This is a genomic window from Polaribacter sp. IC066, from assembly GCF_007997085.1.
Classification (GTDB): domain Bacteria; phylum Bacteroidota; class Bacteroidia; order Flavobacteriales; family Flavobacteriaceae; genus Polaribacter.
In genome coordinates this window covers 1-22,378 of record NZ_VORR01000061.1, presented here as the reverse complement: position 1 = coordinate 22,378, position 22,378 = coordinate 1, and the positions used below count along the sequence as shown (strand labels likewise).

General features: G+C 33.0%; 19 protein-coding genes. 15 read left to right on the top strand and 4 right to left on the bottom strand.

What is annotated here, in order from left to right:
- Positions 1-171: 171 nt before the first annotated feature.
- Positions 172-2,865 (bottom strand): putative LPS assembly protein LptD, encoded by a 2,694-nt coding sequence (locus ES044_RS16050; RefSeq protein WP_190311504.1) that lies wholly within the window; start codon positions 2,863-2,865, stop codon positions 172-174.
- A gap of 92 nt (positions 2,866-2,957) precedes the next feature.
- Between ES044_RS16050 and ES044_RS16045 the strand changes: the two genes are divergently transcribed.
- The 14 genes from ES044_RS16045 to ES044_RS15980 all read left to right on the top strand — a co-directional run bounded on the left by ES044_RS16045 (position 2,958) and on the right by ES044_RS15980 (position 16,643).
- Positions 2,958-4,061, top strand: coding sequence for an N-acetylmuramoyl-L-alanine amidase (locus ES044_RS16045; protein WP_147187373.1), 1,104 nt, complete (start codon positions 2,958-2,960; stop codon positions 4,059-4,061).
- A gap of 54 nt (positions 4,062-4,115) precedes the next feature.
- The gene (locus ES044_RS16040; protein ID WP_147187372.1) at positions 4,116-5,111 is read left to right on the top strand and encodes an MlaD family protein; all 996 of its coding nucleotides are present in this window, start codon (positions 4,116-4,118) and stop codon (positions 5,109-5,111) included.
- Positions 5,112-5,128: 17 nt separating this feature from the next.
- A complete protein-coding gene (locus tag ES044_RS16035; protein WP_147119707.1) occupies positions 5,129-6,445 on the top strand; it encodes a (Fe-S)-binding protein in 1,317 nt (438 codons plus the stop codon).
- Between the two features lie 133 nt (positions 6,446-6,578).
- Positions 6,579-7,358, top strand: a complete 780-nt coding sequence (locus ES044_RS16030) for a (Fe-S)-binding protein (RefSeq protein ID WP_147119708.1) — start codon at positions 6,579-6,581, stop codon at positions 7,356-7,358.
- A gap of 3 nt (positions 7,359-7,361) precedes the next feature.
- Complete coding sequence (locus ES044_RS16025) at positions 7,362-7,751, top strand: SPOR domain-containing protein (RefSeq protein ID WP_147119709.1); 390 nt, start codon at positions 7,362-7,364, stop codon at positions 7,749-7,751.
- A gap of 10 nt (positions 7,752-7,761) precedes the next feature.
- Positions 7,762-8,274: a PH domain-containing protein gene (locus ES044_RS16020; RefSeq protein WP_147119710.1), complete on the top strand. Its 513-nt coding sequence runs from the start codon at positions 7,762-7,764 to the stop codon at positions 8,272-8,274.
- A complete protein-coding gene (locus tag ES044_RS16015; protein ID WP_147187371.1) occupies positions 8,267-9,766 on the top strand; it encodes a PH domain-containing protein in 1,500 nt (499 codons plus the stop codon). The genes ES044_RS16020 and ES044_RS16015 overlap by 8 nt, the downstream gene beginning before the upstream one ends.
- Complete coding sequence (gene menA, locus ES044_RS16010; RefSeq protein ID WP_147119712.1) at positions 9,757-10,713, top strand: 1,4-dihydroxy-2-naphthoate octaprenyltransferase; 957 nt, start codon at positions 9,757-9,759, stop codon at positions 10,711-10,713. The genes ES044_RS16015 and menA overlap by 10 nt, the downstream gene beginning before the upstream one ends.
- Before the next feature lie 10 nt (positions 10,714-10,723).
- Positions 10,724-11,260: an SRPBCC family protein gene (locus tag ES044_RS16005; protein ID WP_147119713.1), complete on the top strand. Its 537-nt coding sequence runs from the start codon at positions 10,724-10,726 to the stop codon at positions 11,258-11,260.
- A gap of 75 nt (positions 11,261-11,335) precedes the next feature.
- Positions 11,336-12,379 carry an o-succinylbenzoate synthase gene (locus ES044_RS16000; protein ID WP_190311503.1) on the top strand — a complete coding sequence of 348 codons (1,044 nt, stop codon included), beginning with the start codon at positions 11,336-11,338 and terminating at the stop codon, positions 12,377-12,379.
- A gap of 42 nt (positions 12,380-12,421) precedes the next feature.
- A complete protein-coding gene (locus ES044_RS15995) occupies positions 12,422-13,399 on the top strand; it encodes a CPBP family intramembrane glutamic endopeptidase (protein WP_147119714.1) in 978 nt (325 codons plus the stop codon).
- Positions 13,386-14,444 carry an AMP-binding protein gene (locus tag ES044_RS15990; RefSeq protein WP_147187370.1) on the top strand — a complete coding sequence of 353 codons (1,059 nt, stop codon included), beginning with the start codon at positions 13,386-13,388 and terminating at the stop codon, positions 14,442-14,444. The genes ES044_RS15995 and ES044_RS15990 overlap by 14 nt, the downstream gene beginning before the upstream one ends.
- A 287-nt stretch (positions 14,445-14,731) precedes the next feature.
- Complete coding sequence (locus ES044_RS15985; protein ID WP_147187369.1) at positions 14,732-15,088, top strand: hypothetical protein; 357 nt, start codon at positions 14,732-14,734, stop codon at positions 15,086-15,088.
- Positions 15,089-16,106: 1,018 nt separating this feature from the next.
- The gene (locus tag ES044_RS15980) at positions 16,107-16,643 is read left to right on the top strand and encodes a tetratricopeptide repeat protein (protein WP_147119717.1); all 537 of its coding nucleotides are present in this window, start codon (positions 16,107-16,109) and stop codon (positions 16,641-16,643) included.
- Between the two features lie 126 nt (positions 16,644-16,769).
- On the opposite strand, the gene ES044_RS15975 is transcribed toward ES044_RS15980, so the two are convergent.
- The 3 genes from ES044_RS15975 to ES044_RS15965 form a co-directional block, all read right to left on the bottom strand.
- Complete coding sequence (locus ES044_RS15975) at positions 16,770-17,744, bottom strand: NAD(P)H-dependent flavin oxidoreductase (RefSeq protein ID WP_147187368.1); 975 nt, start codon at positions 17,742-17,744, stop codon at positions 16,770-16,772.
- A gap of 406 nt (positions 17,745-18,150) precedes the next feature.
- The gene (locus tag ES044_RS15970; protein ID WP_147187367.1) at positions 18,151-18,888 is read right to left on the bottom strand and encodes a tetratricopeptide repeat protein; all 738 of its coding nucleotides are present in this window, start codon (positions 18,886-18,888) and stop codon (positions 18,151-18,153) included.
- A 12-nt stretch (positions 18,889-18,900) separates the two neighbouring features.
- Positions 18,901-19,179, bottom strand: coding sequence for a hypothetical protein (locus ES044_RS15965; protein ID WP_147119720.1), 279 nt, complete (start codon positions 19,177-19,179; stop codon positions 18,901-18,903).
- Positions 19,180-19,389: 210 nt separating this feature from the next.
- Here ES044_RS15965 and ES044_RS15960 point away from each other — a divergent pair.
- On the top strand, positions 19,390-22,378 hold a 2,989-nt coding region (locus ES044_RS15960; RefSeq protein WP_190311502.1), incomplete at its 3' end, for an FG-GAP-like repeat-containing protein.

The following is a 22,378-nucleotide window of genomic DNA, read 5'->3' as shown; positions in this document are numbered from 1 at the left end:
CCACTAACCACTAACCACTAACCACTAACCACTAACCACTAACCACTAACCACTAACCACTAACCACTAACCACTAACCACTAACCACTAACCACTAACCACTAACCACTAACCACTAACCACTAACTACTAACTACTAACTACTAACCACTAACCACTAACCACTAACCACTAAAACAACCTTCTATCTGGTGGCTTATTTTTATCCCATTTTAGATCAGCTAGTGTAGATGATTTCACACCAATAAAAAAGGTATACGAAGAATTTGTACCAAAAGGAACCCAGTTAAAATTGAATTGCCAGCTATCTAAATCTCTGTTGAAATTAAATCTAGAAAACGATAGCGCTCCATTTTTTATATCATAACCAGAAGAGTAACCAACTTTCCATTTAGGAGACAACTCAATATTACCACTAAAACCTACTGTGTGAACCCCAACACTTCCTGGCTCTAAACCGTTGTTGGTATAATTAGCAGAATAAACTAAATTTACAGACCACGGTATTTTTGCCCTGTATAAGTTTGTAGTGGTGGTTTTGTTATCATCAGTAGCTTGGGTTTGTCTACCAACTCTATTGGTTGGATCTATTTCTGCACCCATGGTGTCTGGCGGGTTGTTAGCACCGTTTCCATTTTTATCTTCAGCGCTATCATTTTTTTTGCTTTCATCAAAATCTGTGCTAGAAATAGAATAGTTTGCCGTTAAATTAGCATTGGTTAATCTAAAAATATTTGGATTAAATTTATCAATAGTCACAGCACGACCATCAACTTCTACTACTTGATAAGGATTTAAAGTTCCGTTAAAGTTCAAAGCTAACTTGTCTTTAAATAATCGGGTACCTGCACTAAAAGAAACATTAGACCATCTTAAACTATCTCTTGTAATATCATAAGAACTACTAAAATTTAAATTATTTAAAAGGGTAACTTTTGCGTCTTCCTCATCACTATCAGGATCTTTAGGCGCAACTTTAGCCTCTAAAACGTTGTTTAAAGAAATACCGATAGAATTACTTAATCCTGTAGATGGCGCTCCATATAAACTTTGTTCAAAAATGGTATAATTTGCAAGGTCTGAACGATCTTCACTTTGTTGCACCTGTTGTATATATTTTGTACCAAAATCTGGTCTATACGTGTAAGATATGGTCGGTCTAAAGGTGTGTCTTATCGCTTTTAAACGTCCTTTTTTAAAGTTAAAAGTTCCGTAAATATTGGTCGATAAACCAGCACCTAAATTATAGGTTCTATAACTTTTAAAGCCCGTTAAGGTATCTACTTCTACTTGATTGGTATTCTCATTAAAGTTCTTTTCGATAAAATTAAAGTTCCAAGTTTCTTCGTAGTTAGCACTTGGTGATAAGGTAAAATATTTAAAGGCCTTTATATTTGTATTGGTCCCTGTTTTATGTCGCACACCAGATCTTGCTGTTTCAAACATCTTTTTTGTTAAAAACTCATCATCTGTCGTATTAATTAAATACTGACCTTGCATATTATAATTAAAACCTAATTTTTGAATAGGGTTCTTTTTGATACCGTCTTTACCCTGAAAAGGGTAAATTCTATTCATGTTTAAAGTTAATGATGGCAGGGTCATTGAAATACTTTCTGTATTTGTGTTTTGCTGATGTGATGCGGTAACCGCCATGTTAAATGGGGTGCCAACAAAAGTTTTACTATAATTTACAGAGGAGTTAAAGGTGTTGTTTTGAGTTTGAGCAAGGTTTAACTGATTTAAAGATTCTCTAAAAAAACTACTACTTCCTAAATTTACAGAAGCTGTAAATCTCGAATTAGGACTTGCTTTTGCATCCTGACTATGATTCCATCTAACATTAAAATTGTTCGATTTAGAATAATCATCAAAACCTCTAATACCATTAATGATATTTTCGAAATTGAAACTAAAAGTACCATTAAATCGGTACCGTTTGCTATAATTAGAATTTGTTCTTAACCCCCAACTTCCGTTAGACCAAGCATCACCAGTAACGCTTAAATCGGCATAATCACTTAATGCAAAATAATATCCTCCGTTTTGAAAACCAATTCCTCGATCGCTACTTCCTGTATCAAAAGCCGGAATTAAAAATCCCGAAACACTGGTTTCTGTCATCGGAAAATACGCAAAAGGTAAAAACAGAGGCGTCGGTACATCTGCCAAAACTAAATTACTTAAGCCTACAATGATTTTTTTACCGGGTACTAATTTTGCCTTGTTTGTTCTGATATAATAATCGGGTATTTCTTTTTCTGAAGTGGTAAAACGTATTTTTCTAATATACACGGTAGAATCATTTACCCGTTTGGTTTTTTCGCCGTAGGTAAACATTTCTCCTTGTTTGGTTTTTAAACCATATATTAAAGCACGTTTACTTTTAAAATTATAGACAATAGAATCTTGTTCAGATTCTAAACCTCCTTGTTTAAAAACAGGTCTTTGTGTATAGCCCGTGCTATCTATAATTCCTTTGGCAAAAAGAGTGCTCTTTTTATAGTCTATAATTATAATCCCTGCTTTTAGATCAATATCCGTATAGGTAATATTCGCTTCATTGTAAAGCGTAACCGTTTTGTCTTTCGCATTCTGAATGGTATAATCTTTTGCAACATGAATAATCAAATCTTCTAAAGTTTCTTTTACCTTTAAAGAGTCTAAAGAAACAGAATCTTTCTCCTTTAAAAGCAGACTATCTCTTTTAGTAAGAAATAAAGAATCCTTTTTTTGAGCAAAAATGCTATCTTTTTGAACCAAAGGAATTACAATTTTATCTGTTGATTTAATATCTTGTGAAAACCCAATCTTTATAAAAAAGAAACAGCAAAATAAAAGTAAGTATGATAGGTTTGATTGCAAGGCTATAAATGCTATTTTTGTACGCGAGTAAAAGTATGGCTCAATATTTGAAACTCAAAATTAATGAAGCCAAAAATAGTTAAATTTTATTGATGAACTTTATACACGACAGCAAAATTAATGCCAAATTTAAAAAACCCTTTTTTTTAGCGCTCTCACTGCTAATTCTAGGTTCTTGTTTTACAACATTTGCTCAAAAGAGCTATACAATTGTTATAGACGCGGGGCATGGAGGTAAAGATCCTGGCAATTTAGGAAACGGTTATAAAGAAAAGAATATTGCTTTAAAAGTAGCTTTACTAGTAGGCAAAGAATTAAATAAAAATCAAGATATAAACGTTCTTTACACCAGAGATACAGATGTTTTTATCGATTTATGGAAAAGAGGCGATATTGCCAATACAGCAAAAGCAGACTTGTTTGTTTCTATTCATTGCGATTCTCACACGTCTAACGCATACGGTGCGGGTACTTTTGTTTTAGGATTAAGAGGGAATAAAAAAAATTTAGAAATTGCTAAAAGAGAAAATTCAGCCATTCTTCTAGAAGACAATTATCAGGAGAGATATAAAGGATTTGATGCTAATTCTGTGGAATCTGTAATTGGTTTATCACTGTTACAAGAAGAAAATTTAGATAAAAGTTTAGAAATAGCAAGCTTAATTCAGAATAACTTTACGGTTAAATTGAAAAGAAATGACCGAAAAGTAAAGCAAGATAATTTTCAAGTTTTGCGAGAAACCATTATGCCAAGCGTTTTGGTAGAACTAGGTTTTTTAACCAATACATATGAAGGCAGATATTTAAATTCTCAAAAAGGCCAGCAGCAAATGGGAACATCAATTGCAGATGCCATTGTTAATTATGTGAGCAATCTAAAAATGAATACCATTTTAGAAGAAGTTACGAATGAAAATAGTAGTAATAGTATAAAAGAAGCAATTGAGTTTAAGGTACAAATAGCTTCTGGTAAAAATGAAATAGCGTTAAAATCGTATAATTTTAAGGGTTTAAAAAATGTTCAAAGAGTAAAAGTAGGAAACTATTACAAATATTATTATGGCGTTACGGTATCTTTTAATGAGGCGCAAACGTCGTTATCGATCGCTAAAAAGAAAGGGTATAAAACGGCATTTATGGTAGCATTTAAAAATGGCGAAAAAGTATCTGTAAAAGAAGTGAATAAAATGCCTTAATTTTGGCAGTAGCAACCGATAATTATTAGTAATTTTGTAGGTAAAATTGTATTTATGACTAAAGAATTAAAAACAGGAGCTGTAGTAATCATAATTGTGATTGCCTTTATATGGGGATTCAACTTTTTAAAAGGACACGATTTATTAGACGGCGAGGCTCGTTCTTTTAATGTTGAATACACAAAAATAGGAGGTTTAAATAAAGCGAGTGCAGTAACTTTAAACGGCTTAAAAGTAGGGAAAGTAAATGATATTGTATTTAATAAAACACCAGAAAAAAGAGGACATTTAATTGTAAGCTTTAATGTAGAGAGTGATTTTGAGTTTTCTAAAAAAAGTATTGTCAGAATATATTCTCCAAACCCAATAGCAGGCTCAAGTTTGGCGATTGTGCCAAATTATGAAGGTGAAATTGCTGTTTCTGGAGATACGCTGGTAGGAGAAATGGAAGAAAGTCTCTTTACATCAATCGGAGAACGATTAGATCCGCTGCAGCAAAAAATAGAAAAAGTGATTGTTAGAGCAGATACTTTATTTAGTGGTGTTAACAAAATTTTGAATGATGACACAATTGAAGGTGTAAATACTTCAGTTTCTAATTTAGCAGGAATTATTAGTGATTTAAGGACAACGATTAGCACTGTGAATACTTTGATACTTGATAATCAACAAAATTTAAAAGTAACACTTAAAAACACGAAAGACATTACCTCTAATTTGAGTAAAGTATCCGATAGCTTAACAATGGTGAACATTAACGATATTGTAAGAAAAGCTGAAAATACGGTTGATAACTTTAACCAATTATCAATGAAATTAAATTCAGATGAAGGCTCTATCGGTAAATTGGTGAATGATGATGCTTTGTATAATAATATAGAAGCAGCAACGAAAGAATTAGAAGAGTTATTAAGAGATTTAAAATTAAATCCTAAAAGATATGTTCATTTTTCGCTATTTGGTAAAAAGGCAAAACCTTTTACACCCAATGCGCAACAATCAGAATTAATAGAAGATTTAAAAGAAGAAATTAAAGAATTAAAACAATAATACTGTAAAAAATAAATATGCAATATGTACCAATTGTGCTTTTTGCACTAGCGCTTATAGTAGGTATCGGTTTTTTTGTGATGAACATCAGAAAATTATCAAGAAATATCAATTTAGGAAAAGATGTAAACAGAACAGATAAAAAACCTGAACGTTTAAAAAACATGATGATGATTGCTCTTGGGCAATCTAAAATGATAAAAAGACCGTTTTCAGGATTTTTACACGTAATCGTGTATATTGGTTTTGTTATTATTAATATTGAAGTTTTAGAAATTATTATAGATGGTTTAGTAGGTAGTCATAGAATTTTTAAAGCGGTTATTGGTGACGGGATATATGCTTTTTTAATCGGAACTTTTGAGATTTTTGCAGCACTGGTGTTTGTTGCCGTTGTTTTATTCTGGACCAGAAGAAATGTAGCAAATATTAAGCGTTTTATGAGTGCCGAAATGAAAGGATGGCCCAAAAAAGACGCCAATTATATTATCTATTTTGAGATGATTTTAATGACTTTGTTTATCGTGATGAATGCCACAGATGTTCCGTTTCAAGATGCAGGAATTGGAAATCCGATAAGTCAGTTTATTGCACCGTTATTCAATAGTTTTTCACTAGAAGCGTTGCATACCATAGAGAGAACGGCATGGTGGATTCATATTTTAGGTATTTTAACTTTCTTAAATTACTTATATTATTCAAAGCATTTACATATTTTATTAGCATTTCCAAACACGTATTTTGCGAATTTAAATCCTAAAGGACAATTTACCAACCTAGAATCGGTTACTAGTGAAGTGAAGTTAATGATGGATCCAGATGCCGATCCATACGCAATGCCAGCGGAAGATGCAGAAGAAACTGTACCAGAAAAGTTTGGTGCAAGTGATGTGGCAGATTTAAGTTGGGTGCAATTATTAAACGCATATACTTGTACAGAATGCGGACGATGTACATCGGCGTGTCCGGCAAGTTTAACGGGTAAAAAACTATCTCCTCGTAAAATTATGATGGATACAAGAGATCGTTTAGAAGAAGTAGGTAGAAATATTGATGCAAATAAAGGAACTTTTGTAGACGATGGTAAACAATTATTAAATGATTATATTTCTCCAGAAGAATTGTGGGCGTGTACAAGTTGCAATGCTTGTGTAGAAGAATGTCCTGTAAATATCGATCCGTTATCAATAATTATGGATATGAGAAGATATTTAGTCATGGAAGAAAGTGCAGCACCACAAGAATTAAACATGATGATGACCAATGTAGAGAATAACGGTGCACCATGGCAGTACAACCAACAAGACAGGCTAAACTGGGCAAATGAAGAGTAACTAAATTTTGAAGGATGCGTTTTTAATGATTTGTAAATAGAACTCAAACTTTAAAGTGAACAAGGTAAATTAAAAATATGTAGAAGTCTTTGTTACAAAAAACGAAAGACTTATAACTAAAAAATGATAGTGTATGAAAGTACCAACAATGGCAGATATGATGGCTCAAGGCAAGCAACCAGAAGTGTTGTTTTGGGTTGGAGCGGCAGGAAGTTATGATGATAGAGCAAAAAAAATATCGAGAGCATTTGTAAAAATATTACATCAGGCAAATGTAGATTTTGCAGTTTTGGGCGTAGAAGAGTCTTCTACGGGTGATGCAGCAAAAAGAGCAGGAAACGAATTTTTGTTTCAAATGCAAGCGATGATGAATATCGAAATTTTAAACGGATACGAAGTAAAGAAAATAGTTACCTGCGATCCTCATTCGTTTAACACGCTTAAAAATGAATACCCTTCTTTAGGCGGAAAATATGAAGTGTACCATCACACACAATTTATACAAAACCTATTAAAAGAAGGTCGTTTAAAAATCGATGATACCACTTTAAAAGGAAAAAGAGTAACGTTTCATGATCCTTGTTATTTAGGCAGAGGCAATGAAGTATATGAATCTCCAAGAGATTTAATTAAAAGATTAGGCGTTAATTTAACAGAAATGAAGCGCAATAAATCTACCGCTTTATGTTGTGGGGCAGGTGGGGCACAAATGTTTAAAGATGCAGAAAGAGGAGATAAAGAAATAAATATTTTACGAACAGAAGAAGCTTTAGAAACCAAACCACAAATTATTGCAACCGGTTGTCCTTATTGCAATACTATGATGACAGATGGCATTAAGTTTAAAGAAAAAGAAGCTAATGTTGTCGTAAAAGATATTGCAGAATTAATTGCAGAAGCTAATAATTTATAGAACATGAAAAATATAGCCACTTTATTATTTATTTTAGTATTCATTTTGTCTTGCGGAAAAAAAGGACTCAAAAAAGAGAATGAAGAAGTTATAGAACCGGTTTTAATAGAAACGGTTGTACAGGTTGATGAGGATACTAGTGAAGAAGAAGTTTTAAAGCTTGTCTTTACAGTTCAAATAGCAGCGTTAAGAAATAAAAATGAAAAATTAGCAGCTATTGATAGCGTACGTATTTATGAAGAAAATTCTTTATCAAAATATAGTTTAGGCACATTTAAAACTTATGAAGAAGCAAGAGCTTATAGGCTAAAGTTAATGAAAGCGTATAAAGGAGCATTTGTGCAAGCCTTAAAAAACAACAATCCAATTTCTATCACAGAGGCTTTACAATAGTAATTTTTTTATGACAGATACTTTTCAAAATAATACGATTACTTCTTTTCCTGATATTACAAAAACTGAATTTAAAAACATCAATAAACTTTATTTAAAAGTAATGTTGATTAACTTTTCTTTAGTTTTTATGCTGTTTTTAATAGGTTTAATTGTTTTGCATCAGCAAGTATTTACACCTGAAATAAATGCGTTTATCATTGCTATTTACCTGTTATTTCTCATTGTTTCTGGATCTATTTTAGGGTATTTATTAGCAAGTTTTGCAAAGAGAAAATATGCTATCAGAGAAAAAGACATTTCTTACCAAGAGGGTTTGTTGGTTAAAAGATTAACAACCGTTCCGTTTTCAAGAATTCAGCATGTAGAAACTGATGAAAAACCGATTTCAAGAATTTTTGGTTTATCGTCTTTGAGTGTTTATACTGCAGGCGATAGTAGTGACGATTTGGTCATTAAAGGAATTACAAAAGAAGAAGCATTGCAAATTAAAGAGTTTATTACTACAAAAATTAATGAATAATTCTTTTGATTTTTCTAACTTTTCAAGACAATCACCGAAAGGGATTTTAGTCATTTATACCAATCTTATTTACAAAGTAATTAGAGTAACGTGGCTATTACTTTTCTTAATTTTAAAAGATTTCTCTAAAGTATTTAGCATTGTTGGTAATTATATCTATTTGGGTTTAGTCGTGTTATTATTACTGTTATTGGCGAGAGCCTATTTGATTTATAAAAATTTTCAGTTTAAAATAGCCGATGAACGTTTTATTTTAAAACAAGGAATTCTTAAAAAAACAACTACTTCGATTCCTTTTCATAGAATTCAAAACATCAATTTTAAACAGAACATCATTCAGCAAATTATAGGTGTTTTTGAGGTAAGTGTAGAAACTGCGGGATCTAAAAAAACAGAAATTGCTATCAAAGCATTGTCTTTAGAGAAAGCAGAGGCTTTAAAAGAACTTATTTCAAAAAACACTCAATTTAATCAGCATCCTACCGAAAAGGATGAAACAAAACCGTTGATAAAAATCGGCATAAAAGAACTTTTTAAAGTAAGTCTTACAGAAAATCATCTTCAAAATTTAGTGCTTTTTTTGGCTATTATTCTTGGTTTTTTTCAACAAATAGAACAAATTGTTTCTAGTTTAGGAGACACCGCCTTGTTCGATGGTTTTATAGAAGAAAGCACAAATGCACTTTCGGCTAGCTTTTTTCTTGTAACTGTGTTATTATTTTTTTTAACGTTTATAGCATTGATGAGCTCTTTTGTTAAAATATTTTTAATCCATTTTAACTTAACTACGTATTTAAAAGATGACTCTTTCGAAATTAATCAAGGCTTATTCACAAAAAAAACGACGATTTTAAAAAAACAAAAAGTTCAGAATATTACGGTTTCTACAAATCCATTAAAACGATTTATTGGTATTTATTTTATCACTTTTAAACAAGCTGTAAGTGGTAAAGTAAACGTTAAGAAAAATAAATTAATACGAATTGTTGGCTGTAAAGCAGAACAGGTAGCCATTATAAAGCAACGTTTATTTGATGCAACAGATGTAGAAAATGAAGAAAAAAAATATCCTGATGGGTATTACAAGCGTAGAATGTTTATTTGGGTTTTTCTGTTTATAACTATATTGTACTCATTTTTATACCTTATTTTTCAACAGATAGAAATTTTATATTCAACGGTTTTCGTTTTTCCTTTTATTATCTTTTTGATTCTTAAAAAAGTAAAAAAACGTTTTTATAAAATAACAGAAACGATGTTATTATTGGGCAGCGGTTTGTTGGAAACACATCATACGTATTTCGAAATTTTTAAAGTTCAGAATATTAAAATGAAACAAACAATTTTTCAAAAGCGAAGCAATGTTGCCGATCTTATTTTACAAACGGCTTCTGGCAAAATTAAAATACCATGCATTCAGTTTAAGGATGCTATAGAAATTTATAATCATACACTATACAAAGTAGAAACTAGCAAGACTTCATGGATGTAAAAAGTTTTATAAAAGCAGCGCGTTTAAGAACCTTACCATTATCTGTTTCAGGGATTATTGTAGGAAGCTTTTTAGCGGGGTTTAAAGTACATAATCATCAAAATAGGATACCAAATATTCTTGAAGAATGTCTTGGTTGTGCGCAAAATGAACGTAATTATTTGATTTTTATTTTAGCTATTTTTACCACAATTGGTTTTCAAGTGTTATCAAATTTTGCAAATGATTATGGAGACGGCATCAAAGGTTCAGATAAAAACAGAACAGGCGAAGCAAGAATGGTAGCCTCTGGTGCAATTACTCCTAAACAAATGAAATCTGGTATGGTTGTTACGTCGATCATTACCTTAATCATTGCGCTAGTATTGATTTACGTAGCTTTTGGCGAAGATAACTTTGGCTATTCTATCTTGTTTTTATTATTAGGAATTGCTTCTATTATGGCAGCTATAAAATATACGGTAGGCAAATCTGCTTATGGGTATAGCGGTTTTGGAGATGTTTTTGTTTTTGTGTTTTTTGGTTTTGTGAGTGTTGTAGGGAGTTATTTTATGTATACAAAATCTATCAATATTACTATATTTTTGCCAGCAATTTCTGTGGGCTTATTAAGTACCGCTGTTTTAAATTTAAATAATTTAAGAGACAGAGAAGAAGATCTTAAGAATGATAAAAATACATTTGTTGTAAAATTAGGAACAGAAAAAGCAAAGAAGTATCATTATTTCTTAATCATAAGTGCATTAGTATCCGCTTTAATCTATGTTTTTTTAGATTTTTCATCAATTTATCAACTTATATTTTTAGTCGCTTTTATTCCGTTACTTAAAAATATTAAAACAGTTGCACAAAATAAAGTGCCTGCTGAACTAGATAGTGAGTTAAAAAAAGTGGCATTAAGTACCTTTTTGTTTGCAATTCTATTAGGAATTGGCCTTATTTTTTAAATACCATTTTATGAAAAAAATCAAAATAATTTTAAGTGTCATATCTGTTTTCGTTTTTGCTTTTCTTGCTACAGGCATCGTTATAAAAGAAACAAGTTATGCCGCAGAAGTTTCTATTGACAAACCAATTAAAATGGTTTTTAGTGAATTTAATAAGCATGAGAATTTTAAAAGCTGGATTCCTGAAATAAAATCGTATGAGGTGGTCAATGAAAATTTCGGAAAAACAGGAAGTGTTTATAATATTATTGTTGAGAATCAGAATCAAGAAATTAAAATGATTCAAAGAATATTGGCGTATGTGCCAAATGAAAAAGTGACCTTTTATTTTGATGCTGAAAATATGTTGAAAAAGGATGATTATGTTTTTACAGAAAAAAACGGAATTACCACCATCAGTCTCAATTCTTCTTGCAACAGCAAAACCTATATTATGTCTTGTATGTTGCCTTATTTTAAAGGAAAACTAGAAAGGCAAAGTCAGGTGTATTTAGATAATTTTAAAGAATTTTTAGAAGCACAAAAGCCTTTAGAGAATCGTTTTTAGTGATGGCTAGGCATATTTTTTTTTGATGAAATTAGAGTAATACACCTAAAATAGTAAACGTTTAAAATCATTTTTATGTTGATAAAAGCGACTTATAAAAAATACATACTAAATTTTAAAAACCCAAGTGGTACTTCTCGTGGCGTTTTAAGAACCAAAGAAACTTGGTGTATCATTTTACAAGAAAATGAGTCAATTGGTATTGGAGAAGCCGGCCTTTTTAGAGGCTTAAGTATTGATGATGTGCCTACTTACGAAGAAAAATTAATATGGGTTTGTAAAAATATCCATCTCGGATTGCCTGTATTGTTAGAAGAACTTCTTGAGTTTCCATCCATTCAATTCGGATTAGAACAAGCGTTTTTATCTTTAAAAAGTAAAGATCGGTATGAGCTGTTTCCTTCAGAATTTACAAAAGGAAACGAAGCCATTGATATTAATGGTTTAATTTGGATGGGCGAGAAAGACTTTATGAAAGCACAAATTAAAGAAAAACTAAAGGCAGGTTTTTCATGCATCAAAATGAAAATTGGTGCCATTGATTTTGATGCAGAAATGGAGCTGTTACAATCTATTAGAAACGAATTTTCTTCGGATGAAATAACGTTAAGAGTCGATGCAAATGGCGCTTTTAATCCAAAAAATGCATTAGAAAAATTAAAAAGATTATCGGCTTTAGAGATTCATTCTATAGAGCAGCCTATCAAACAAGGGCAAATTGCAGAAATGGCAGAATTGTGTTTAAAAACACCTTTGCCAATTGCTTTAGATGAAGAGTTAATTGGTGTTTTTTCATCCGAAGCAAAGAAAAAATTAATAGCAACTATTAAACCACAGTATATTATATTAAAACCAAGTTTGCTGGGTGGTTTTGCAGGCACTAAAGAATGGATGGATATTGCCGTAGAAAATAAGGCTGATTGGTGGATTACTTCTGCTTTAGAAAGTAATATTGGTTTAAACGCAATTGCCCAATTTACCTTTACATTACAAAGTAAGTGGCCACAAGGGCTGGGAACAGGTGGCTTGTTTACCAATAATTTTGAAAGTCCGTTAGAAGTTAAAAACGGAACTTTACATTACAATTCAGCGTTAGATTGGAATTTTAACATCATTTAAAAAAGAATACCTTTTGCAATGGCAGCAGGTTTAATTTAAAATATGAATTATATACAACAAGGATACAAAGGTAAAAGTGATTGGATTTATTGGCTTATTACTATTTTAGTCGTATTTTTTGGATGGCAAATTTTAGGAGGAATTCCATTATTGGCGGTTGCTTTTGCGTATTCAGAAAATTTAGAAGCGTTTACAAATGCGAGTTTAAATAATTTTATGAGTTTAGGAATCGATAAAAATTTATTTCTATTTCTAATGATTTTTACTTTTGTGGTGGGGTTTGTTTTTTTGTTTTTTAGTATAAAAATAATCCATAATAGAACGTTTACCTCTTTGGTAACAAGTAGAAATAATATTGACTGGAAGCGGTTTTGGGTTGGTTTTTTAACCTGGGGAACTTTAGTGGTAATACTAACCTTTATAGGTGTTTTAATAGAGCCAGAAATTTACACCTATAATTTTAATGCAAAACCATTTTTTATTTTAGTGGCTATTTCTATCATAATGTTGCCATTGCAAACAAGTTTAGAAGAATTATTATTTAGAGGCTATTTTATGCAAGGAATCGGTATTTTAGCCAAAAATAGATGGGTTCCTTTGCTCATAACTTCGGTTTGTTTTGGATTGTTGCATGGTGCAAATCCGGAAGTTGAGAAATTAGGGTATATCTTGATGGTTTTTTATATTGGCACTGGTTTATTTTACGGAATAACAACGTTAATGGATGAAGGTACAGAACTAGCTTTAGGTTTGCACGCTGCAAATAACGTGTTAGCCGCTTTTTTAGTTACTACAGATTGGATGGTTTTTCAGACAGATGCGTTATTTATCGACACTTCAGAACCTAATGTAACTTTAGAGATGTTTTTGCCTGTTATTGTTTTATATCCTTTAATGTTGCTGTTTTTTTCAAAAAAATATGCTTGGACAAATTGGAAAGAGAAACTTACAGGTGCCATAGAAAGACCAATTAGTGCAGAAGAAAATGATAAAATAGTAGAAGGTCTTGGTAAAGAATAGTTTTCATAAAAAGTTTCAATTAAATAGTAGTTCTTTCTCTTCCGTAGCGGAGTTACAAGCGTATACAAAAGTTTTTTCTGAAGATATGCATCAGTTTTTAGAAAGTTGGTTTTCTAAAAGCGATTCAATTATTGTGCAAACCTCGGGCTCTACGGGCGCGCCAAAACCAATTTCTTTGAAAAAAGAATTTGTTATACATTCAGCAAAAGCCACGGGTTTGTATTTCGATTTACAAGAAAATACTTCCGCATTATTGTGTTTGCCAATACACTATATTGCAGGTAAAATGATGCTGATAAGAGCCTTAACTTTAGGCTGGCAATTAGATGTTATCGAAACAAATTCGCATCCATTACAAGAGATTGATAAAGTGTATGATTTTGCTGCAATGGTGCCTTTGCAGCTAGAGAATTCACTTGCTAGCATTCAATTGATAAAAAAAATAATTGTTGGTGGGGGCGTAGTTTCTGGCAGATTGCAAGAAAAATTACAACGTGTTTCTACGGATGTTTTTGCTACTTATGGCATGACGGAAACGATTACGCACATTGCCGTTAAAAAGTTAAATAATTTTACATTAGCAAGTGCTAAAGCTGTAAATGAATCTTTTTACCACACCTTACCAAACGTAACCATTTATAAAGATGAAAGAAATTGTTTGGTTATTCATGCGCCAAAAGTGGCAGCAGCAGTTATTTTTACGAATGATGTTGTACAACTTGTTTCTGATCGACAATTTGAATGGTTAGGTCGTTTTGACAATGTGATTAATTCTGGAGGAATAAAATTGCATCCCGAAAAGATTGAAGAAAAATTAGCGGCAATCATTACAAACCGCTTTTTTGTGATTGGGAAACAAGATGAAAAGTTAGGCGAAAAACTAATTTTAGTGATAGAAGGGAAGCATCAAGAGATTACATATGAAAGTATCAATCTTTCAAAGTTTGAAGTACCGAAGGAAACTTATTTTGTAGCGAAGTTTGTTGAAACTGCAACAGGTAAAATACAACGGAAAAAAACATTGCAAAAAGTCTTTACGAAGTAACAAACTACGTTTACTGTTAAAAAAGGTGCGTTTACGCATTCTCCTTTTTGTAAAAGTCATCACATGATTCGTTTTTGGTGGTTCGTTTTTCGTTTTTCGTGGTTCGTGGTTCGTGGTTCGTGGTTGGTGGTTCGTGGTTTGTGGTTCGTGGTTTGTGGTTCGTTTTTCGTTTTTCGTGATTCGTTTTTCGTTTTTCGTGGTTCGTGGTTCGTGGTTCGTTTTTCGTTTTTCGTGGTTCGTTTTTCGTTTTTCGTTTTTCGTGGTTCGTTTTTCGTTTTTGGTGGTTCGTGGTTCGTGGTTCGTGGTTCGTGGTTCGTTTTTCGTTTTTCGTGGTTCGTTTTTCGTGGTTCGTGGTTCGTGGTTCGTGGTTTGTGGTTCGTGGTTCGTGGTTTGTGGTTCGTGGTTCGTGGTTCGTGATTCGTGGTTCGTGGTTCGTGGTTCGTGGTTCGTGGTTCGTGGTTCGTGGTTCGTGGTTCGTTTTCGTGGTTCGTGGTTCGTGGTTTGTGGTTCGTGGTTTTGTTCGTGGTTTGTGGTTTGTGGTTCGTTTTTCGTGGTTCGTGGTTATTAAACTCGCATCAATAGAAGTTTACTTTTTAAAGAACCTATTTTGTGAAAGCCCATCATTAGTTTCGTGCGTTAGATGACAGATTTCTACTCCCGAAATATCGGAATATAGCACTCACAGTCTAAACCCGACATGCGATAATTTTAGTGAGAATTCAAAAGATAGGAAGCGGTTACCTTTCCTAAAGCCCTTTTGCGGTCTCGACACGATAGCGAAATATCTTGTAGAATTCAATAAAATTATCAGAAGTCTAGATTTTTGTTTCTTGGAATTTATTTTGAGCGAAGTCGAAAGGGTAATGGAAAAGAAAAATGAATAAAATTGTAAGACAACTTTAAAGTATAATTACTTCGAGGTTACTAGCTGCAAATCTTACCGCTATTTTTCAAAATGGAGTTTCATTAACAAACAGCATGTAAAAGTAAAAGGTACTGAACGACCTATTATAAATGAAGTAGCTTTGTTTAGAGAACCTAAATAATACCTCTAAAAAAAATAGTGCGAAAACATTTTAATCATCAATCGAAAAAAGGACGAGGAAATATCCGCTAACAGTTGTAAATTTGTTAAAAATATTTTAATAAGAATATAGGTACCCTAAGATTCAGCTTGTAATTTTACAGACAGAAAATGAAATGGAAAAGCAACTGCTATAAGTTGAGTGTAGCTATTTAAAAGAATGGCAAGGTATTGAAATTGAAATCTTATAGTGGTTCTAAAAGCAGTATCCTGTGTTTTTTTTGTGTGATGAAAGAAAAGAATGTAAAAAGGTTTAAAATTGTTGACAAAACAGCCTGCCTAGTGTTCCTCATTTGATAAAAAAAGACACTTAAAAGAGCAAAACAAAAAATACGTATTTTTAATATTCATCGGTATAAACAGTTTAAAATCGAGTAGAACAACACTCCAAAAATTAGAAAAAAAATACGCGTTTTTTGTAGTAGCAAATTTAACAAAGGAGTATTAGTAGAAGAACAAAATTATTTACAAAAAAAATAGCATAAACATCAGTCAGGACAAGATATTTCTTGAAATACAGCCATTTTTAGAGACAGTATTTCATGATGATTGCTGATAATGATTAAAATAAAAATAATATGGGAACATTAACAAACAATTATGTTTTTAAAGCAATAGAAAATTATTCGTATGATTTAGAAGAAACCATGGAGGCTTTGGGCTTTGCTTTGTCTTATGACGATAAAAACACCATGGCATTAACATTAATGGGCAAAGTATATGCAGAAAAATTGTATAAATATGAGGAGGCTATTGTGTATTTTAAACAAGCTTTAGCAGAAAATATGCATGCTTTTGAAGTGTACACGCCCTATATTAATACACTTTTATGGAATGAAGATTATAAAGAAGTTGATGAATTTATCGATTTTGCTTTAAAAGTAAAAGGATCTGATAAAGCACTTTTATATGTAAAGAAAGCTGTTTTACATGAGCAATTAAAAGACTATCCCAAAGCATTGGCTTTTATAAAATTGGCAAAAGATTTCACCTATAATTCAGAGTTTATGGAAACAATACGTGATGAAAAAGCAAGAATAAAAGGTAAAATGCCAAATACTAAAAAAGCGAAATCTTCTAAAAAAGTCAAAAAATCAGAGAAAGTTAAAAAATAATATAGGGTACAAATACATTGTAAATGTGTGTTGTAAACTAATGATGTTTTACACAGAACTTAGTATTGTTGTAAAACAACCAAAAATTACCTCACTTTTTATAATAAAAAGTGAGGTTTTTTAATTTTATTGATACACCTCTAAATTTTTTATTTGTGCTTCAATAGCATTTTTAAAATCGTTTTTTAAAGTAGCAACTAGTTCGCTAACGTGCGGTGAATTTGTTATGGAAGCCACACCTTGCCCCGCAGACCAAATAGTTGCCCAAGCTTTCGCTTCGTCCTTTTTAACTGTTAATTCATCACCAAAATCAACTTTCTTTTTTTGCGATAACATTTCTTCGCTAATGCCCATTGCCTGTAAGCTGGGTGCTAAAAAGTTGGCAGCAACACCAGAAACTGCGGCAGTGTACACAATATCACTTGCACCCGCATTTATAATCATATCTCTATATTCTTCGGGGGCTTTACTTTCTTTTGTATTGATAAATCGTGTGCCCATATACGCTAAATCTGCGCCCATTTGTAACGCAGCAGCAATATCTCTACCCGTACTAATACAGCCAGAAAGAATAATCGTTTTCTTAAAAAAGCTTTTTATTTCGGTGATAAAAGGCATCGGGTGTAAAGTTCCTGCATGCCCACCAGCACCTGCACAGACTAAAATTAACCCGTCTACGCCAGCTTCTGCAGCTTTTTCTGCATGGCGCTTTTTAATTACATCATGAAAAACTAAACCACCATAACGATGCACGGCATCTACCAATTCAGAAACGGCGCCCAAAGAAGTAATAATTATCGGGACTTTATGTTGTACACACAAGGCTAAATCTGCTTGTAATCTAGGATTTGTTTTATGCACAATTAAATTGACGCCAAAAGGGGCCGCTTTTTTTCCTGTTTCCTTTTCAAAATCTGCGAGTGCAGCTTTTATTTCTAGCAACCATTCCTCAAAACCTTCAGACGAACGTTGATTTAAGGCAGGGAAGGTACCTACAATGCCGTTTTTACAACATTCAATAACCAGTTGCGGTCCAGAAATTAAAAACATAGGAGCTGCAATTGCGGGTAAAGTCAAATTTTTTATAAAGGATGGTTTCATAATTGGGTCTTATTTTTGAATATGGAAAGATAAATAAGTTCTTCTCAATTTAAAAGTAAAAAGCTGTTCATGTTTTTTTTGTCCATTGAATTCATTCCTCTTTAGCGTAGAAGTTTAGAAACGTGAAATCTTAAAAAACCCAAAAATCTAAAAATATGCAAATTGAATAGCACGGGATCTCGCACTTATTTTTTTGAAGTATGCTGTTCATTTATGCACTGCATGCAAGCCATAAATCTGTATTTTGATGTTTTGCAAACGAAGTCTCAACAAAAAAAACCTAAAATCAGCTATGGTACATCAGCTGCTTTTAGGTTTTAGTATGTGTGCACAAATTAAAATGTGCTACCTTTAACGTTGCATAAAGTAAAACTTTAGGTTTTTAAAATGCAACAACTACACGGAGTTATTCTTTTGTTTTTGCCATCATATCAATCGCATTTAAACTTTGTTGTGCATACTCAAAAGTGGGCATTATTTTTAAAGCAGTTTCAAAAGCAATTTTGGCTTTTTCATTCTCTTTTAAATCATAATAAATTAAACCTCTTAAATTGTAAAAAGCCGCCATTAAGGGTACGATTTGGGTTTTGTTTTGGTCTTGTACAGAAGGGAAGCTAAGTTCTATTTTTTTTATAGTAGCTGTTTTTTCCATGGTCATGGCAACATCTAACGTTTTAGAGGCTTCTAACAAGCGTTTTATAGAGAATTGTAAATACGCTAATTGGTAAGCATGATAAAAATTATTTGAAACAGGTATTAATTTTTCATAACTTTTAATTGCCTCTACAGCGTTTCCTAAATTTTGATAACTGAGCGCTTGGAGTTCTAAAAGCCCTTCGTCTTGTGGTTTATTTAGCAAGAGCTCTTTAGAGAGCAGCAAGCTGCTGTTGTATTTACCACTACCAAAATAAAGGTTGACTAAACTATCCTTATAGTTACTGTTTTTTTCTTTGAGCGCAAGAATACTGTGTATGGCTTGTATTGCTGTATTGGCATCACCATAGGCTAAAGATTGTTTGATTACTTTTTGATATTTTGTAAGTTCCATTTTGTGGTAGGTAGCTACCGTTATTTTTTGTGCATGTACTGTAACGTTTAGACCCGTTAACATAAACAGTATGGTCATTTTATTTTTTAAATTCATTTATTTTATTTTTTAGTGAAAATCTTCCCATACACTCCCCGTAAATCCTTGAAGCTTGTTGGTGGTTTTGTTATATCGTATCGTGCCTTCACTAAGTGCACCATTTATAGATGTAGAGTTTTCATTAAAATTCGTAACTTTTATAAACCGACCTCCGCCTGTATTGTCAAGGTCATTTACGACATTGTATTGCATGTTCTCTTTTTCTAAATAAGACCCTGTACTTTTTTCGAGGTATTGAGTAGAGGTTTCCGTTAAACCTTCTGGACGGAGCTGATTTGGCAATTGCATGGCACTATTCGTATGTAAATCTGATAGGCAGCCTTGAGCAGCACTTAACCGCAGAATTTTAAAATTAGAAGTTCCTTGCTCTAATGATGTTTCTAACTACTTATGAACGTACTTTATCGTTCTAATTTAAAAAATAAGCAGCACTTAAAATAGTGGATAAAAACCCTATTTTTACTGAAAAAGCGTACTTTTACGGAAAAATAAATTTTTATGAATAAAAAATACTCCTTTTTATGCATTATACTGCTTTACACTTGCGCAAATATATTTGCACAGGCTGTAACAATAAACGGTAATCACAGCCAAAAATCAGTTACTAAAAAACAGAATGTTGGTCAAAATAATGAAGAGCATATTACTAAAATCAGCAATAAAACGAAAAGCTTTATGGGTTCATCTAATCAAGCATCAACCCCAAAAGTTGGTATTTGGTATAGCACTTGGCACGCAAAAGAAAACAATTATCTTTGGGTAGCGGGCCATGGTAGGGGATCCTCTAATCAATTTTTAGCAGATGTGAATGGAGATGGTAAAGCCGATGCTGTTGCATTTTTTGGGGGTAGCGGCGACTGGTATGTTTCATTATCAAATGGAGAGGAATTTGAAGCTTACACTCTTTGGAGATCTGGGCATGGTACAGGGTCTTCGAATCAAATTTTAGCTGATGTGAATGGTGATGGTAAAGACGATGCTGCTGTATTTTTTAATGCTAGTGGAGAATGGTATGTTTCCTTATCAAGTGGAACTGGATTTGGAGGTTACTCGCTTTGGACATCAGGTCATGGTACCGGATCAACGAATCAATTCTTAGCAGATGTGAACGGAGATGGTAAAGCGGATGCTGTGGCCTTTGCTGATAGTGTTGGCGAATGGAATGTGTCATTATCAAATGGAAGTACATTTGGAGGGTATGCGCTTTGGACATCAGGTCATGGTACCGGGTCAACCAATCAAATGTTAGCAGATGTGAACGGAGATGGTAAAGCCGATGCCGTGGTTTTTGCTGAAAATGTTGGCGATTGGAATGTTTCGGTATCTAATGGAACTGGATTTTCGGGTTACTCGCTTTGGATATCGGGGCATGGTGTCGGATCAGCGAATCAATTTTTAGGAGATGTTGACGCAGATGGTAAAGCCGATGCTGTTCTCTTTTTTGATGATAATAATACCTGGTTTGTTTCATTATCAAATGGAACTGGATTTAAAGCAGATAAGCGCTGGCTAGCAGCGCATGGAATCGGTTCATCGAATCAGTTTTTAGGAGATGTTAATGGTGACGGTCATAGCGATGCTGTTATTTTTTATGGTAATCAGTCAAAAGACTACTACAGGGAAGGCGCAATTAGACACAGGTTGGCAGGAGAGTGGTATGTGATGAGTGATCCTACTGGAAGGTTATTCCAACCTAATATTGCGAATACCTGGCAAGCTTGGGACATGGACTATTTACCCATTAGCAAGACAAAAGGATATTATCAATACGATAATTTGGATGAAGACATTGTTGACGAACATATAGAAATGATCGTTGATGCGGGTATTGATTTCGTAATTTTTGATCAAACCAATAACCTTTATGCAGATGGCAGATACATACTTAATCGTGCTGAGAAATTTATCGAAAGAGTACAGATTTGGAATAATGCACATGCAGTGAGTAAACAGTTAAAATATTCCTTTGCAATTGGTGGCAGTCAATTTAATAATAATATCAATACCTTAATAAACGAGGCAAATATTGTCTATGATGATTACTATAGCAAAGATCCTAATAATTATTACACAACAGCAGAAAACAAACCCTTAATAAGTAACTATGCAAGTAAAGCAAATAGACAAACATGGCTTGCTAGTGGTAATTTAAATGGTATTAAAAGTAAGTTTGATTTACAGTGGATCCAAGGTGAAATTGATGAGCCTGGTTTATACGGTTGGGCAAATACCCCATCAGGCCCTGTTGCAGACCCAAATGTGATGGTTGTAATGCCCGCTTGGAGAAATAAGATAAACTCATCTGGAGATACGCCAAGAAATAACGGTGCATACTATTTAAATTCTTGGGCAAAGGTAATAGAGGTAGCGCCTAAAACAGTAATTATCAATTCTTTTAATGAGTATGCGGAAAGAACAGCTCTAGCCCCTTCTGGATTGACTACCCCATTTGGCGATCTAAATGACAATGAAAAATGGAGAAATACCGCAGGTGAAATTGATGATTACTTTTACTGGAGAGAAACCGTTCGTTTTATTAAAATTTTTAGAGGATGTGCTGAACCTGTTAATTTAGGAGTATCCAATATTTCTGCAACAACCGTAGACTTGTCATGGAATACTGTACCTACAGCAGATAACGGTTATGAATGGCTGGTAATGGCAGCTGGAGTTGCACCAAATACTGCGACTGCAATTGCTGCAGGAACAACAGCTATGGGAACTTTAACTGCTCAGGCTGCAGGTCTTAGTGAATCAACAAATTATGATACCTATGTAAGGACAAATTGTGGTTCGGGAGTTTTGAGTAGCTGGTCTCGTGTTTTTAATTTTATAACAGCTTCAACATTTAAAACATGGACAGGTGCCATCAACAATAATTGGACAACAACTGGCAACTGGAACACATCTGTTGCACCCTTGTTAGATGATAATATTGTCATACCAAGCACAGCTGTAAGACAGCCAGTAATTGGAGCTTCAATTGGTGTTTCATTAAATAATTTAGATATAGCTACTGGCGCTTCTTTAAATATTACCAGTGGTGGCTCTTTAATTGTAAAAGGAACTGCTACAGGAAATATTACTTATAATCTAGCCATTCCCGATAATAATTGGCATTTGGTATCGAGTCCTGTAGTTGGAGAGCAATATAACAACGCTTGGGTAACCGATAATTTGATTCCTATATCAGCAAATTTTAATAGAGGAATTAGTACCTATGATAATAGTGTAGCGTTTGCTACAGGCCGCTGGAGCTATTTTAAAGGAGGAACGACAGAAACATTTAATGCAGGTATTGGTTATTCTATGTTAAGAAGTGCTGCTGGTAATTTTAGTTTTACTGGAGGTTTTCCAACCACAAATGAAATAAGCCCAGCCATTTCGCAAAACGATAATAGCTGGAACTTACTAGGAAACCCATATCCTTCTTATATAGATATTGCTAAATTTATTGATGCAAATACTTTAAAAATAGCACCCGCTT

Excerpts from the sequence above, each read along its gene's own strand:
- ES044_RS16045 (WP_147187373.1), top strand. The coding sequence starts at position 2,958 with ATGAACTTTATACACGACAGCAAAATTAATGCCAAATTTAAAAAACCC.
- ES044_RS16040 (WP_147187372.1), top strand. The coding sequence starts at position 4,116 with ATGACTAAAGAATTAAAAACAGGAGCTGTAGTAATCATAATTGTGATT.
- ES044_RS16035 (WP_147119707.1), top strand. The coding sequence starts at position 5,129 with ATGCAATATGTACCAATTGTGCTTTTTGCACTAGCGCTTATAGTAGGT.
- ES044_RS16030 (WP_147119708.1), top strand. The coding sequence starts at position 6,579 with ATGAAAGTACCAACAATGGCAGATATGATGGCTCAAGGCAAGCAACCA.
- ES044_RS16025 (WP_147119709.1), top strand. The coding sequence starts at position 7,362 with ATGAAAAATATAGCCACTTTATTATTTATTTTAGTATTCATTTTGTCT.
- ES044_RS16020 (WP_147119710.1), top strand. The coding sequence starts at position 7,762 with ATGACAGATACTTTTCAAAATAATACGATTACTTCTTTTCCTGATATT.
- ES044_RS16015 (WP_147187371.1), top strand. The coding sequence starts at position 8,267 with ATGAATAATTCTTTTGATTTTTCTAACTTTTCAAGACAATCACCGAAA.
- menA (WP_147119712.1), top strand. The coding sequence starts at position 9,757 with ATGGATGTAAAAAGTTTTATAAAAGCAGCGCGTTTAAGAACCTTACCA.
- ES044_RS16005 (WP_147119713.1), top strand. The coding sequence starts at position 10,724 with ATGAAAAAAATCAAAATAATTTTAAGTGTCATATCTGTTTTCGTTTTT.
- ES044_RS16000 (WP_190311503.1), top strand. The coding sequence starts at position 11,336 with ATGTTGATAAAAGCGACTTATAAAAAATACATACTAAATTTTAAAAAC.
- ES044_RS15995 (WP_147119714.1), top strand. The coding sequence starts at position 12,422 with ATGAATTATATACAACAAGGATACAAAGGTAAAAGTGATTGGATTTAT.
- ES044_RS15980 (WP_147119717.1), top strand. The coding sequence starts at position 16,107 with ATGGGAACATTAACAAACAATTATGTTTTTAAAGCAATAGAAAATTAT.
- ES044_RS15975 (WP_147187368.1), bottom strand. The coding sequence starts at position 17,744 with ATGAAACCATCCTTTATAAAAAATTTGACTTTACCCGCAATTGCAGCT.
- ES044_RS15970 (WP_147187367.1), bottom strand. The coding sequence starts at position 18,888 with ATGAATTTAAAAAATAAAATGACCATACTGTTTATGTTAACGGGTCTA.
- ES044_RS15965 (WP_147119720.1), bottom strand. The coding sequence starts at position 19,179 with ATGCAATTGCCAAATCAGCTCCGTCCAGAAGGTTTAACGGAAACCTCT.